13 protein-coding genes and 1 pseudogene are annotated in these 15700 nt (G+C 37.6%); all 14 read right to left on the reverse strand.

What is annotated here, in order from left to right:
• Positions 1-116: 116 nt before the first annotated feature.
• Entirely contained in the window at positions 117-635 is a 519-nt protein-coding gene (locus Q0K80_RS07530) for a TetR-like C-terminal domain-containing protein (protein WP_294604992.1), read from the reverse strand.
• Between the two features lie 229 nt (positions 636-864).
• Positions 865-2226, reverse strand: a complete 1362-nt coding sequence (locus Q0K80_RS07535) for a DEAD/DEAH box helicase (RefSeq protein WP_294604994.1) — start codon at positions 2224-2226, stop codon at positions 865-867.
• Complete coding sequence (locus Q0K80_RS07540) at positions 2219-3175, reverse strand: bifunctional oligoribonuclease/PAP phosphatase NrnA (RefSeq protein WP_294604997.1); 957 nt, start codon at positions 3173-3175, stop codon at positions 2219-2221. Before Q0K80_RS07540 ends, Q0K80_RS07535 begins: the two co-directional genes overlap by 8 nt.
• Positions 3176-3226: 51 nt before the next feature.
• Positions 3227-4363 carry a DNA polymerase IV gene (gene dinB / locus Q0K80_RS07545; protein ID WP_294605000.1) on the reverse strand — a complete coding sequence of 379 codons (1137 nt, stop codon included), beginning with the start codon at positions 4361-4363 and terminating at the stop codon, positions 3227-3229.
• Entirely contained in the window at positions 4356-5804 is a 1449-nt protein-coding gene (zwf, locus tag Q0K80_RS07550) for a glucose-6-phosphate dehydrogenase (RefSeq protein WP_294605002.1), read from the reverse strand. Before zwf ends, dinB begins: the two co-directional genes overlap by 8 nt.
• A gap of 142 nt (positions 5805-5946) precedes the next feature.
• Positions 5947-6432, reverse strand: coding sequence for a preprotein translocase subunit YajC (gene yajC, locus Q0K80_RS07555; RefSeq protein WP_294605004.1), 486 nt, complete (start codon positions 6430-6432; stop codon positions 5947-5949).
• Positions 6433-6503: 71 nt separating this feature from the next.
• A complete protein-coding gene (gene ruvB / locus Q0K80_RS07560) occupies positions 6504-7517 on the reverse strand; it encodes a Holliday junction branch migration DNA helicase RuvB (protein ID WP_294605005.1) in 1014 nt (337 codons plus the stop codon).
• A 45-nt stretch (positions 7518-7562) separates the two neighbouring features.
• On the reverse strand, positions 7563-8147 hold the full coding sequence (ruvA, locus tag Q0K80_RS07565) for a Holliday junction branch migration protein RuvA (protein WP_294605007.1): 585 nt from the start codon (positions 8145-8147) through the stop codon (positions 7563-7565).
• A 3-nt stretch (positions 8148-8150) separates the two neighbouring features.
• Positions 8151-10034, reverse strand: a complete 1884-nt coding sequence (mutL, locus tag Q0K80_RS07570; RefSeq protein ID WP_294605009.1) for a DNA mismatch repair endonuclease MutL — start codon at positions 10032-10034, stop codon at positions 8151-8153.
• A 2-nt stretch (positions 10035-10036) separates the two neighbouring features.
• The gene (gene mutS / locus Q0K80_RS07575) at positions 10037-12619 is read right to left on the reverse strand and encodes a DNA mismatch repair protein MutS (RefSeq protein ID WP_294605016.1); all 2583 of its coding nucleotides are present in this window, start codon (positions 12617-12619) and stop codon (positions 10037-10039) included.
• A gap of 168 nt (positions 12620-12787) precedes the next feature.
• A complete protein-coding gene (pcp, locus tag Q0K80_RS07580) occupies positions 12788-13435 on the reverse strand; it encodes a pyroglutamyl-peptidase I (RefSeq protein WP_294605012.1) in 648 nt (215 codons plus the stop codon).
• A 19-nt stretch (positions 13436-13454) separates the two neighbouring features.
• Positions 13455-14377, reverse strand: a pseudogene (locus Q0K80_RS07585) (DUF979 domain-containing protein).
• An 8-nt stretch (positions 14378-14385) separates the two neighbouring features.
• The gene (locus Q0K80_RS07590) at positions 14386-15060 is read right to left on the reverse strand and encodes a DUF969 domain-containing protein (RefSeq protein ID WP_294605019.1); all 675 of its coding nucleotides are present in this window, start codon (positions 15058-15060) and stop codon (positions 14386-14388) included.
• Between the two features lie 116 nt (positions 15061-15176).
• On the reverse strand, positions 15177-15700 hold a 524-nt coding region (locus Q0K80_RS07595; protein ID WP_294605015.1), incomplete at its 5' end, for a TCP-1/cpn60 chaperonin family protein.

Raw genomic sequence — 15700 nt, forward strand, 5'->3', positions numbered from 1 at the left:
TCGCGCCTTGCGGCTCATTGCCCGACGACAGTTATTAATACTAGCAAGTATTTTCCCGTTTTGCAAGTCTTTTTTGTAAAAAAATATTATTATCAGTAAAACACTGGCTAAAGGGCTTATTCAGCTCGTCTAATAGTTTGCTCTATATGCGTCAGTAACAAATGAATACTTTGATATACATCCCTAATATCATGCCTGCATTCGTCAACAACCCAATTGAATATAATAGCGTAAATTCCGTTTGCTACCAGTTCAACTTTGCGCACTGAGAATGGTCCTCTAGGTCGCATATAATTTTCTATAGCTAAAGCATACTCTTTTCTTAACACGCGATAAAATAGTGGCGGATCCTTGGCAATTCTATGCAAATTGCCATAAAAAGTCTTATTTTCCTTAATTTTTTTCAACATGCGATAAAACATTCGATCCATTGATTCATTGCCCACGCTGCGTAAAGCACGTCTGGTTTGCAAGGTTAAGACAGAAGTAAATAAATCACAAATGTTACTGTTTCTTCTATAAAAAGCGCCACGATTAATGTCTAATTTCTGACAAAATTTAGTAACAGTATACTTTTCCACACTGTATCTTGATAGCTCAAAAACAAGAACTTGCTCAGTTTTCGTTAATTTCATTTTCATTGCTCCTTCTTATGGTGCCATAAGTATAGCAATAATGGTTATGACAAGCAATACTTTCTTTAAAAATAATGGCGTTATTTTTAAAGACTAACAGTATTATTAAAACAAAATCCTTTTTTTGTATTTTTGCAAAGGAAAATAAAACGACTAATTTGGTCTAAAACCAGAAATTAGTCGTTTGCATCAATCATTTAAATCAAACTAAATGTAGTTATATTATATACTAAGATTGATTATTACGCTTTATTCTTCTTTGGCGCTTTGCCTTACGAATTTTACTACGTTGCTCAATTTTATTCTTTTGGGCTTTATCTAGTTGGATGGCACGCTTAATCTTTTTCTTATAACCAGGTTTACGCTTCTTTTGAGCTTTCTTAACCAAGCCACGCATCTTATTATCAAGACTTTGAGAAGACGACTGCCTTGTTTTACGGCTATGGTAATGTTTACGTGGTACTAGAGCCCCATTTTTTATTTCCACAAAATCGAAATGGACTCCCATATTTTCTAGCTTAAAAATCTGATCCATTTCTTCTTCACGAATTAGAGTAATCGCATGGCCACTCATGCCATTGCGACCAGTTCGGCCAACACGATGAATTACGAATTCTAATTCACTCGGAATTTCATAGTTAATGACTAGACTGACCCCTGCAATATCAATTCCACGTGCGGCCAAGTCAGTCGCCACGACATATTGAAATTGCCCAGCTTCTACTTCTCTCATGGTTCTTTTTCGTTCACGTTCAGTAATGCCACCATGAATTTTAGCAACTCTTAACCCTTGCTTAATGAGAAACTCAGTTAATTCATCCACCGTTTGCTTGGTGTTAGCAAAAATAAGTGCCAAATAAGGCTGCCCAATTGTTAATAACTGATGCAGTATTTTCTTTCGATTTTTAGATCCGACGTCAAGTAAATCATTTTTAACTGTTGGCGAAATAACCGTGGGATTATCTACAATAATAGTTTCCGGTTTTGCCATATACTTGCGTAAAAAATTAGCTAGTTTAACAGGAATGGTGGCAGAAAAAGCTGTGAAAACACAATTTTGAGGTAATCTCTGCGCAATAAAATCAATTTCACCCAAGAAACCCATATCCAAAGTCATGTCAGCTTCATCAACGACAAAATTTGTAACAGAGTCTAAGGGTAAAAGCTTTTTGGCAACAAAATCATGAAGCCTTCCAGGAGTAGCTATGATAATTTGTGGTTTGTGCCTACCTATTTCTTCAAGTTGGCGTTCCCGATCAGTGCCTCCTGCCAATTGGGCAACCGAAATATTTAACCCAGCGGCATCCCTTAACTGACGAGTCACTTGATAAAGTTGCTGAGCGAGTTCTCTACTAGGAGTAGTCAAAATTGCTTGTGGGAACTGCAGTTTTTCATCAATTTCATTCATTACAGGGATTAAGAAGGCATGAGTTTTACCCGATCCCGTAACTGCCTGTACTACAGCATTTTTGTGTGCCAGTAAAACAGGTATTACTTTTTCCTGCACTTCAGTCGGTTTAACAAAGTTTATTTTTTTCAGACCTTGTCTTAGCGCTGGATTTAATTTCTCATTTTCAAAAATATTATTCATGTTCCTCTTGATATTCCTTGGTTACTTGAACTAATTCCGCAAATATTTGCTTCACTTCAGCTATATCTTTAGCATTAGCTCCACTTGCCAATGCGTGGCCACCACCATCATGTTTGGCTGCCAGTTCATTGATTACTGGGCCCTTTGAACGATAATGAACCCTATAAGTGCCGTCGGGCTTTTCCACAAAAACATTCCAGGCAATGATATCCTTAATTCTTCCAGGAGTAGAAACTGTGCATGAAGCTTGTTCCGAATTTACACCTAATTTATGCAGAGTATCTTGGGATAAAATCGCATAGGCTGCACCACAGGAATCAACTTTCATATATTCCAAAACGACGGCCTGTAATTTTGCCTGTTCAAAGGTAAGGTCACTAATGTTGCGAGCAATTTCATTAATATTAATTCCAGTTGCTGCTAGTTGAGCAGCTATTTTAAAAGTGTGGTCCGTTGTTTCAGGATACATAAATCTGCCTGTATCACCAACAATACCAGCATAAAGCGGATAAGCCACTTCTGCAGTCAGCGGCATTTTTTCAGTAATAATGAAATCAGCAATAATCTGTGAAGCAGCAGGAGCGTGATCATCAACATAGCTCATATCAGCATATGGTTCAACATCCGGATGATGGTCAATTTTGATCAAAAAATCACCCTTATTATATAATTTGTTAGAAATGCGGGCAGTATTTCCTGTGTCAGTGGTGATTACCAAGGCTCCTTGATAATCCTTTTCTGTCACCTGATCCATCTGGTTGATCCACGCGAGATCACCTTCATCATTTTCTCCAGCACACAAAATTTTCTTACTTGGAAACTGCAGCTTTAAAGAACGGGCAAGTCCCGCCTGAGAACCAAGTGCATCAGGGTCAGGACTAGTATGGCGATGCAATATAATCGTGTCATATTGTGTAATTTTTTGGTATATTTCGGTAAAAGTACTCATATCTATTCTCCTTCTTAATTTTTGCGGGTTTTACTTTAACAAATTATTTTCTCACTGAGAAAATAATTCTAAGTCCATGTTCTCATAATCAGCCTCTGTAAAATCTGTAGCCGTTACTCCTAAAAGCCTTAAACCATCATTTAAAAACGAGCTAGAAATGGGCTCAAAAAGATCTTTAGCTGCATTATATAATTCTAATGGATTATTAGTAGCATGTTCGAGCTTGTGCCTTTTCGTAACAGTCTTAAAATCACTGTTGCGAATTTTTAAGACAACCGTATTGGCATAAAAATTGCGTTCAATCAACTTGTCAGCTAAATCGTTAACATAGTTGCGCAGATTTGTAAGAGCAGTCTGCTCACCGTATACACTTGGTTCATACGAGCGTTCAATCCCAATAGACTTGCGATTACGCTCATCATCAGGAATCACCCGCGACAAGTCAATGCCATTTGCATGTTCTGCCATTAAATAGCCCATGCGGTTGAAATGTTTTATTAAATCATGAACATGCATTTTTTGCAACCCACGTCCCGTGTAGACACCCATTTCAGCTAATTTTGCTTGCGTTTTAGGTCCAATACCATGAAATTGAGCAATTTTTTGTGCGGCTAAAAACTCTTTAGCTTCTTGTGGCAAAATAATAGTTCGACCAAAAGGTTTCGAATATTCTGAGCCCATTTTTGCTAAAAATTTGTTATAAGTTACACCAAATGAGCAATTTAAACCTGTTTCTTTTTTTATTTTTACCTGCAGATCAATCGCGATTTGCAAAGCAGAAGTTAGTCCCGGCTTATTTTCGGTAACATCCAAATAGGCTTCATCAAGTGCGATGGACTGAACATTGTCAGTAATTTCATGCATCAACTGATGAATTTCAGCAGAAACACTATGATATTTTTTGAAATCTGGACTTTTAAATACCAGTTTATTCTGCGGTATAAGTTTTAAAGCTTTAATTGATGGCATAGCCGAATGAACGCCATACTGACGTGCAACATAATTGGCCGTAGCAACAACGCCGTGACCATGATAATTTCTGGGATCTTGGCCAATCACCAACGCCTTATTTTTTAGTTCGGGATGATCACGTGTTTCCACTGCAGCATAGAAGGCATCCATATCAAGATGGATAATCTTTCTGTGAGTGTCATTTTGTGGTAAAAGACCATCGTCAAAGTCACTCATAAATCCAGCGCTCGGTAGGTGATTCAAAAATTTTATTTGCTGATTTTGGCCCCATTCTGTACGGCAAGTATTGTTCGGGCTCTTGACCATTTTCATTATCTTTTTGCCATGTTTCTTCTATATGGTCAATTAATTTCCAGTAATTCTTTAATTCGCTCCAATGAGTAAAGTTGGTTGAATCATTAACAAAAACATCATGCAGTAAACGCTCGTAGCCATCTGATACCTGTTTTTGGTCTTCACTTGTAAAGCCGTAGCTTAGATTTTCTCTACGAATTCCGGGCTCATTAATTTTTTTACCATTGATAGTAATAAAAATTTGCATTTGTGGATCTATTATAATTGATATGTTGTTTGAATGAGCCTTACCGTATTGATTAGACATGTGCTTTAAAACAATATCAATCCTGTTTTTCTTTTCGCGCATTTCTTTGCCTGTTCTAAAATAAATTGGCAAATCAGCAAGCGGACCCTTTTTAAATTTAACCTCTCCGGCAACAAAAGTTTCTGTATTTGAATCTGCAGCAACATTTGGTTCTTGCCGATACCCAAAGGTAACATCACTACCCAAGTATTGCCCCCGCACAAAATGACGCGCAATCTCGTCTTCTGTCGGGATTACCATACTGTCCAAAAGTTTTTGCTTAGCCTCGTGAATACTTTGCGAAGTCAAATCCCTTGGCTCCGGCATTGCCAGAAGAGTGATAATCTGAAAAATATGGTTTTGCACCATATCGCGTAAAGCTCCTGAAGTTTCATAATAGCCGCCACGAGCTTCGACTCCCAGCTGCTCTGCTAAAGTGACTTGAACATTTTTGATATTCTGATTATTCCATATATTTTTAATTAAAGGATTAGTTAATCTCATAGGCAGAATGTTCTGAATCATTTCTTTACCTAAATAATGATCAATCCTAAAAATATCATCCTCAGCAAAAGAAGCAGTAATCTGCTGGTTTAATTCTTCTGCACTCGCCAAGTCTCTTCCAAAAGGTTTTTCAACGACAATACGTTTAAAGCCGGTACTGGTCAAGTGCTGATCTTTAATATGTTCAGCGATTGTGCCAAAGAACTTGGGAGCCATTGCCATATAAAAGATGCGATTTCCCTGCGCACTATAACGATCATCTAGTTCTTGTGCCAAATTCTTTAGAGTTTCATAATGTTCAATGTTGGTTACATCGTGTGACTGATAATAAAAATGACTGGCAAAAGCAACTAAATCATTTTCGTTTACTTCAGCATGCGTTTCGTGCACAGCATCGCATATTTGCTGGCGTAAAAAATCATGTGACCATGGCCGCCGTGCCGTTGCAATTACAGCAAAATTATCGTGAATCAGGCCTTGTTCGTATAAATTAAAAAGTGCAGGATACAGCTTTCTATGTGCTAAATCACCACTACCACCAAAGATAATCATTACTACTGGAATGTTATTCATGAAAAAATCCTTTCTCATACCTTTTTACACTAACTTCATTTTATACTATTTTGCCGTTAAACTCGCGCCTTGAGTAATATTTACTTTTTAAACCAAATAAATTTTACTAACAAAAAAGTGCCCATAAGGCACTTAAGATTGGTTAATTTCCTTTTGATCCATCATCTGGAGTTTCATCAGCTGTATCAGCGGGTTTTGCAGCAGTTGGCTTTTCTGCAGGAGCAGCAGGTTTTTGCTCTTCTTTTGAATCTTGAGCAGGTTTACTATCTGCTTGTTTTTCAGCGTCAGCAGAAGTTGAAGGTGTTGGTGCAGGTTCAGCACTTGCAGTATTAGCTGGTAAAATTTGTTGTACTGCCATTCGACTAAATGTTAAGTAAATGCCATCAGCATCCAACACAACCGTTTTATCCTTAGTATTCACTGAATCAATTTTGCCGTGAAGACCGTCAATCATAATGACATTGTCACCTTTTTTCAATTGATTCATCATTTCCATTTTCTTTTGTTGCTGCTTTTTTTGTGGTTTAATCATGATGAAGTACATAAAAGCAATCAAAACTACAAAAACTATGATTGTCCACATACTACTACCTGCATTATTAGCCTGTGCTAAAAATAAATTATTCACTTTTACACTCCTCAAATTAAAATTAATTATTGTCTAAATATTTATTATACAGAAAATAACAAACAATTGCATTACTTGTTTGGCAGCGGCAGACCCAAATGAATATATGCCTTTTCTGTTACCATTCTGCCTCTGGGTGTCATTAACAGAAAACCGTTTTGCATTAAATAAGGTTCATAAAGGGATTCAATCGTCTCTACGTCTTCACCAGTGTTAGCCGCTAATGTTCTAATTCCTACTGGTCCACCATGGTAATTTTCAATAATTACCTGTAAAATTTTGCGATCTGTTTGATTTAGTCCTTCTTCATCAACCTGCAATTGTTGAAGAGAACTTGCTGTGGTTGCAAAAGAAATTACTTTTTCTCCTTTCACCTGGGCAAAATCCCTAACTCGTCTCAACAATCTATTGGCTACTCTGGGCGTCCCCCGTGATCTGCGAGCTAATTCTTGTGCTGCCTGAGGCTCAATTCCAATATTGAAAACCTTACTGGAACGAGAAATTATTTTTTCAAGTTCTTCAACCGTATAATATTGCAAATGTTCAACTATACCAAAGCGATCACGTAAAGGAGCTGACAGCTGACCAGCCAAAGTAGTAGCACCTACAAGAGTGAATGGGGGCAAGGGAACGTGAACGGCGTGAGTAGTTTGGCCTTCTCCAATTACAATATCAACATAATAATCTTCCATCGCGGAATAAAGGACTTCTTCAATAGGCTTGGCAAGACGATGAATTTCATCGATAAATAAAATATCTCCAGGATTAAGATCAGTTAAAAGGGCAACCAAATCGCCCGCTTTTTCTATCGCTGGGCCACTTGTACTTTTTAGCTGCACACCAAGTTCGTTAGCTATCACAAAAGCTAATGTCGTTTTACCTAGTCCAGGAGGGCCATACAATAACACATGGTCCAGAGCTTCATCCCTTTTTTGAGCAGCTTTAATATAAACTGCCATTTCTTTTTTAACGCGTTTTTGACCCAGGTACTCACTTAAAGTCTGGGGACGCAAAGAAAACTCAGCTTGTTCTTCTTCTTGGCCTTGAACCTCTCCAGAAACAATACTATTTTTATCTTCTGCCACCTGTTTCACTTCCCCTTTAAAATGTCATTTTCATTATAACAAGATTTACTTCTTTAAGAGAAGTGCCAACCCCTTTTTAATGTACTGATCTGCAGTTGTTTTTTTCTCAGCAATTAAAGCTGGTGTAATTCTATCTACTTCTTTTTTAGTGTATCCTAACGCTAATAACGCTAATAATGCGTCATTTAGTTCAGGCGATACCTCTGACGAAGCCGTCTTATTTGCGTTTTTAACAAAGCTGCCCAATTTACCTTTTAAATCCAACACAATTTGTGAAGCAGTCTTTTTACCAACGCCTGGAAAACGGGTTAAGTATTTTACTTCACCTTGTTCGATGGCTTCTGCTAATGAATTACTATCTTCGGCCGCCATGATTGCCAAAGCAGACTTAGGGCCAATACCGCTTACACTTAAGAGCTTTAAAAACAGTCCCTTGTCATCCTCAGTTTGAAAGCCATATAAAGTGATACCGGTATCCCGCACGATTTGTTCAATAAAAACTCGCGCCTTTTGTCCTTCTTGATAGGCATAAGGTGTGGGACTAAAAACCTTATAGCCAATTCCATTCACATCAACTACTACAAAATCAGGTTTGATTGTGACAATAACACCCTGTAAATATTCATACATATTTTATTTATTCCTCTTAAACATTTTGCGTAAATCACTTTGTATGAAGCGCACAATTACCAAATTCCCCTTAGCGTCATGATAAGGATCAGCAATTTGCCGCAGATCAGTCAAAATTACACCACAATCAGCAGTTGTCAATTTTTTACGCCCCGAAACTTCTCGTTGAGCTTGATCAGCCGCTATTCTTTTAATTAAATTTTGAGAATTGCTTTGATCAACATTTAAAAACAGGTCTAAAATCTTGCGAACAGATTGCTCAATATTTTGTTTCAGCCAGGTGGGATAAGATCTTAAAATAAAGGTATCTTGACCAAAATCTTCTAAAAAAATCCCGATTTTTCTGATATCTGCCATTTTTTCTTTTATTTGTAAAAAATCCAGATTGCCAAAATCCAAAATTAAAGGACTCAGTAACCCCTGCTGATTGATTTTAGAGTTAGATAATTCCCGCATGATTTTTTGAAAAGAAAGTAGTCTTCTTGCTGCAACTTGATCAATTAAGTATAGATCATCATTATTAGCAGCAATAATAAAAATGCGGGTTTGACCAACAAAACTCAACTCGGGTAAGCTTGCAGCTAACACTTCATCACCGCTTGAAATAATCTCATTATTAGTTTTTTTATTAGTAAATGGCGTTAAATTGCATTGCTTGACAACATTATCATCCCATGTCGCAGTTATGAGATAATGTTCATCGTCTCGCGGAATATCCAAATTCACATACTGTGAATGCTGAATGTGCTTAATTTCTGCTGGAGGCTGTTCATTAATTTCATCCACTCCTGCATTTGGCCTTTTCGTTTCTACCACATTTTTATTTAAATTAAACTTAAGTTGCTCAACCAGTGTATCTTCTTTAGTTGAATTTAAATTACTCAATGCATCAGATTTCACGTCATTTTTCAAAAGTACGCTGCTAATAGCACTGGTAATCAAGCGACTCAATTCTGTTTCTTTAGATAAGCGAACCTCCCGCTTTGTGGGATGAACGTTGACGTCAACCAATAAAGGATCTGTCTTTATTTTGATGACTGCAATAGGATAATGTCTGTCAGTAAGATTATTACCATAGCCATCCAATACTGCACTTGCCAACTTAAAATTTCTAATGTAACGGCCATTGAGCAAAACAGAAATAAAATTACGAGTAGATCGTGTAAGTTCTGGCTTGGAAATTAAACCACTCACTTCAAAATCATTGTCACTACCTTTAAAAGGCAGCATTCGTTCGGCAATATTGCGGCCATAAACACTTGATACCGTTTGGCGTAAATTATTATTACCAGCAGTTCTAAGCAGCATCTTTCCTTCATTCATTAAAGTGAACGCAATCTCGGGATATCCTAATGCAAGGCGATTAACAATATCTACTGTTTTCATAATCTCAGTCCTGGGACTGCGCAAATATTTTAACCGTGCCGGGGTATTATAGAACAAATCTTTGACAGTTATCTGAGTACCTTGTCTTGCTGCAGCATCTTCCTGCATTTTTTTAACACCAGCAGAAAACTCAGCACGCGTTCCTATTGCTCCAGAAGAATTAGTTAGAATTTCAACATGACTAACTGCAGCAATCGAGGCTAAAGCTTCTCCTCTAAAACCTAAGGTATTGACATTAAACAAATCATGTTCACTTTTTATTTTGCTGGTAGCATGTCTGGTAAAAGCAAGATCAATCTGATCACTAGGGATTCCAGAGCCGTTATCTTGAACTACAATCTGTTTCAAACCAGCATCAATAAAGTCTATTCTAATCCTGCTACTACCTGCATCAATCGCATTCTCAACCAATTCTTTGACCACACTTGCTGGTCTTTCAATTACTTCTCCAGCAGCAATCTGGTTAGACAGATTAACTGAAAGCTCATGTATTTGTGCCATGATTAGTTTTCATCCTTTAAATCTTCTTGCCAATTTTCCACCAGCTGCATCACTTGCAGGGGTGTTTGATCTGCCAAATAAAGATTGGAAATCTCATCTAGGATATCTTTTTCTTTGTCAGTTAATTCAGTTGCAGAATCTGACTCTACACCACTTGGTTGTTCCTCATCTGGCTCATTACTTGTGCTAAATAAATCAAGTTGTGTTGAAGCCGGTCCCAAATTACTACCTTGAGCTTCAAGTCTTTTAAGCAACTTGGTAGCTTTGCGTAAAACTTTTCTAGGTAAACCAGCAAGTTGTGCAACATGGATGCCATAACTTTGATCTGCAGGTCCTGGTAAAATTTTGTGCAGAAAAATCAGCTTACCATTTTCTTCGGTTGCTCCCACATGAATATTTTTTAAATGAGGTAAAGTCTGTTCCAAGGCTGTTAATTCGTGAAAGTGTGTAGCAAATAAAACTTTGGCTCCAACTTCATCATGTAAATATTGCACAATTGCACCGGCAAGGGCCATACCATCATAAGTGGCTGTTCCCCGACCGATTTCGTCAAATAAAACTAAACTACGTTTAGTGGCATGCTGTAAAGCATCATTTGCTTCGGTCATTTCAACCATAAATGTACTTTGACCAGAAATCAAATCATCAGCTGCTCCAATACGAGTAAAAATTTGATCAAAAATAGGTAAATCAGCACTATCGGCTGGTACAAATGATCCTATTTGAGCCATTACAGCGATAAGAGCCATCTGCCTCATGTATGTACTTTTACCTGACATATTAGGACCAGTTATTAGAAAAATATTGGTATCTTCTGTTAACTTAACATCGTTAGGAATAAAGGATCCTGCTTTCATCACTTGTTCAACTACTGGGTGACGTCCTAATATTACCTTGACGTCTTGATTATCGGTGTGAAAATGAGGTCTGCAATAATTATTATCTTCAGCTACCTGAGCAAAAGAGCAGAAGACATCAAGTTCAGCTACTTGTCCTGCTAACTTTTGTAAGGCTGGAATGTACTTCTTAACTTCCTCTCTTAATTTCACAAATAAATCATATTCCAAATCTGTTGATTTAGTTTGTGCTTCTAAAATAAGATTTTCATGTTCTTTAAGTTCTGGAGTGATATAACGCTCAGCATTTGTCAAAGTTTGCTTACGAGTATAACGGTCAAGCGGAACCTTACTCTTATTTGAATTTGTAACTTGAATATAGTAACCAAAGACCTTGTTATAACCAACTTTTAAATTATCAATACCCGTTTGAGCTCGTTCATTCTGCTCCATTTCAGTTAGCCACTTTTTACCATTATTCATAGCATCCCGATAACGATCTAATTGACTATCAACACCATCCTTGATTAATCCTCCTTCAGTTGTCAAAATTGGAGGCTGATCAACAATAGTATCAGTAATCAATTTGGCAATTCCTTTTAAAGGATCAATTTGTCTGGCAAAATTTTGCAGATTTTTATTTTCAGCCTTTTGCATTGCTGTCAAAATTGTTGGCACAGCATTAAGAGAATGAGCTAATTGTAATAATTCTCTGGCATTGACATTACCAAAAGCAATTCTTCCCGTTAAACGTTCTAAGTCATAAACTCCCTTAAGTGCATCATTAATATTTTCCCGGGTAAAGTACTCATCAATTAACGCCTGCACCATCTCTTGGCGTCTGTTTAACTGCTCAACGGATAATAATGGCCGAGCAAGCCATTGTTTTAATAATCGGCCACCCATTGCAGTATGCGTTTTATCAAGCACCCAAAAAAGTGAACCCATTTTCTTACCCGTTTTTGCTGATGCTGTCAGCTCTAAGTTATCCCGCACGGTATGAGACATTTGTAAATATTGATTGACTTCATAACTTTTAGCGACTTGTAAATGGGCTAAGCTGCGACGCTGAGTTTGTAATAAATATCCCACCAGCTGTTTTACAGCAGCTTTTTCAGCGGAGTTTGTCAGATTCTGTTCAGCAAACGAAATCTCCGCATGCTTGCCAGTTAATGCAACAGGTTCCGATACGGTAATATTTGCTTTATGAAAAAAATCATTATCCTGATCATTTAAATGACCATTAAAAACAACTTCACGGGTACGCAAAGACAATAATTCGTTTGAAACGGCTGCAAAGCTCTTCAAATGGGTAGCATAAATCTCACCAGTCGATAAATCACTGTATGCTAGTCCAAAACAACTTTTAGTAGTCACAACTGATGTAAGATAATTTGATTCCTTGGCTTCACTGGGTTTGTCATTCATTAAGGTTCCGGGAGTCACGAGTTGGATAATACCACGTTTAACCATTCCTTTGGCCCTTTTCGGATCTTCAAGTTGTTCGCATAAAGCCACCTTATAACCCTTTTCAACCAGTGTATCAACATAAGATTGAACCGCTACATGAGGTACACCTGCCATAGGGACAGGGTTTTCTGCTTTGTTTGACCTGTGAGTCAAAGTTAATTCTAAAATTTGTGCACCTTTAACCGCATCGTCTTCAAATAATTCGTAAAAATCGCCAACCCGATAAAAAAGGAAAGCGTCGGGATACTGCTTTTTGATTTGGTGATATTGCTCCATCATTGGAGTCAGGTTTGTTTGCGCCATTATTCTCCTTCTTTTCTGCATTGCTGTTATTATTATACGCTAAACTATTCATTAAAAGAAAAAAGACCGCAAGTAAAACGATCTCTTCTCACAATATGTTTTTTAGCTGCAATTATTACTTTCGCATATAAATAAATCCAAAATTTAGGCAATATATCCTTCAATACTTTCCAAATCTTTCTTGCCATCCATCTTAACAATTGCACTAATGGCAGCTGTAATTCCCTTTACATCATCTGCCAAACTCAGACAAGGAGTTTCTGGTTTAGCAACAACTTGTTCTGGTAGATATGGAATGTGCATAGAGCCAGCTTTTAAGTCATGAAATTCTTTATCAATCATATACTGCACTTGATACATAATGTGGTTGCAGACAAATGTACCTGCTGTCGTAGAGACTGAACTTGGAAGTCCAGCTTCCCGAATTGCACGCGCCATTGCTTTAATAGGAAGTTGCGTAAAATATGCATTTTGACCGTCTTCATGAATAGGAGTGGCAAGAGGCTGGTACCCTTTATTATCGGCAATGCGACCATCATCAAAATTAATAGCTACACGCTCAGGCGTTAGGCCGTAGCGACCACCAGCCTGTCCAATATTTAACACATAATCAGGTTTTTCTTTAAGAATAGCTGCATGAACCACGTCGGCACAATCACCGAAAACAGTTGGTATTTCCAGTTTTACGATTTGTGCTCCAGCAATTTCATTATCCAGTCGTTTAACTGCTTCAATTGCAGGATTAATTTTATCTTCACCAAATGGATCAAAACCTGTTACAAGAATTTTCATTATATTTCTCCTCACTATCTTAAAATGCCAAAAAGTACATTAGAATAATTTGAATGAGCAACATGCTAATTGCGATCGGAAATTGTTGCTTAATTACACCTAATTGATCTTTCATTTCCATAAGAGCAACGGGCAAAGTATTAAAATTAGCTGCCATTGGTGTTAGTAATGTACCACAATAGCGCGAAGTCATTCCTAAAGCTGCAACTACAACGGATGAACCACCTTGTGCTACAACAAATGGGATGCCAATCCCAGCAGTAATAACTGCAAAAGCCGCAAACGCATTACCCATAATGGCAGTAAACAATGCCATGGCAACGCAATAAAGTGTAACTCCTAACAAATGATTTCCAATAGGAAAAGCCCGGAAATAGCTTTAGCAGTCACTTGCCCAACACCAGAAGCTGTAAACACCACACCAAGAGTTGCAAGCAGCTGTGGTAAGATTCCAGCAGATCCCACAGAGCGGACCATTCTCTGAGTATCCTCATACACAATTTTGACATTTGCTTTAGTCAGAATCTGTGCGCAAATAAGTGAAACAATTGCTGCCACACCTATACCTACTTGACCACCCAGATTAGTAAATTGGGCTATTAACAAAGCTAAAACTGCTAAAAAGATACTTGGCAAAAAGATCCAGTTGCCAATGCGTTTAACAGTTTGTTGAGCAACTTTCTCGTCTAAATCCCTGATGTGGCCTACGCGAACCTGTTTAAATAGAGATAACAAGGCAATAATTATAATAATTGCACCGTTAATTGTATTCGACAGCCATTGCCCGCAGCAAAATAATATTGCAAACAATAACCAGAATAGTCCTGTACCCCAGCGCACGGGATTTGATTGATCACGCCAGGATTCAATAGCTGCAGCCAAGAAAAATAGCCCAATTAAGATATAGAATGCTAGTAAAATGTTATTGATTAAAGTATCCATTATTTCCCCTACTTTTCTTGTTGATTTAGTAATTTTTGGTCAAACACATGATTGTAAAGTACACATAAAATATAACTGATGATTGCAACTGGAAAAGTATATAAAACTATACCATTGGGATCCACCGGATGACCCAAAGATTTCATAGTACTTGCAATAAGTAAAACGCTTGAAGAGGCCACAAATAAATTTTGTGCAAAGAAATTACCAAAATTCTCTGTTGCAGCCGCCCTGCCTTTAATTTGGTCAACTTCCAAAGCAGTCAATTTGCTATTAATTTTACCTGCTGCTTGCGCCATAGGATTAATCAGAGGAGCAATGAATTGTACGTGTCCTTGCAGAGATATACCAAAGGCGCCTGCAATTTCTCGAATTGCTAAATAAATATCAAAAATGCGACCTGGTGTCAGCTTTTTCATTTTTTTAATTAAATTAACAGCCGCCTGCTTTAAACCATGTCTTTCCAAAATGCCAATTGTTGGTAAAGTCAGAAAAAACAAGGAAACCATTCGGTTATCCATAAATCCTTTGCCCAAAATCGTCAAAAACGAGACAAAATCTATTCCTGAAACTAACGCTGTCACTAAAGCAGCAATAATAACCACGGCTATGGTATCAAGTCCTAGCGCAAAGCCAATTACTATCACTACGATACCTAGTAAACTTAAATATTCCTTCCTAATGTAAAGGCAGTATTTAAATATTAAATTCTGATAACTTATATATTAAACAAAAAATCCTACCAGCAAGCCCCACAGGATTGCTAGTAGGATTTATTAATTAACTAATAAAAACTAAATTACATCATACCTGGATTGCCAGCACCTGCATTTGGATCAACGGCAGGTTTTTCTTCTGGTATTTCGGCAACAACGGCTTCAGTAGTCAACAGCAAAGCAGCAATAGAAGCAGCATTTTGTAAAGCAGTACGGGTTACCTTAGTTGGGTCGATAATTCCGGCTTCAACCATGTTTTCCCATTTACCGTTAGCTGCATTGTAACCAACTTCGTTTTCTTGACCTTCAAGTTTATTCAAGATAACTGAACCATCTTCACCAGCATTTTCAGCAATTTGACGAACTGGGGCAGTCAAAGCTTCTAAGACAATGTTAATACCTGTTTGTTCATCAGCATTGTCACCTTTAAGGTCTTTAACAGCATCCTTAACATCTACTAAAGCAGTACCACCACCAGCAACGTAGCCTTCATCAACGGCAGCACGAGTTGAGTTCAATGCGTCCTCAATGCGGTATCTGCGCTCTTTTAATTCAGTTTCAGTAGCAGCACCAACATGAATAACAGCTACACCACCAGTTAATTTAG

This window comes from uncultured Lactobacillus sp., assembly GCF_945290125.1.
Classification (GTDB): Bacteria; Bacillota; Bacilli; order Lactobacillales; family Lactobacillaceae; genus Lactobacillus; species Lactobacillus rizhaonensis.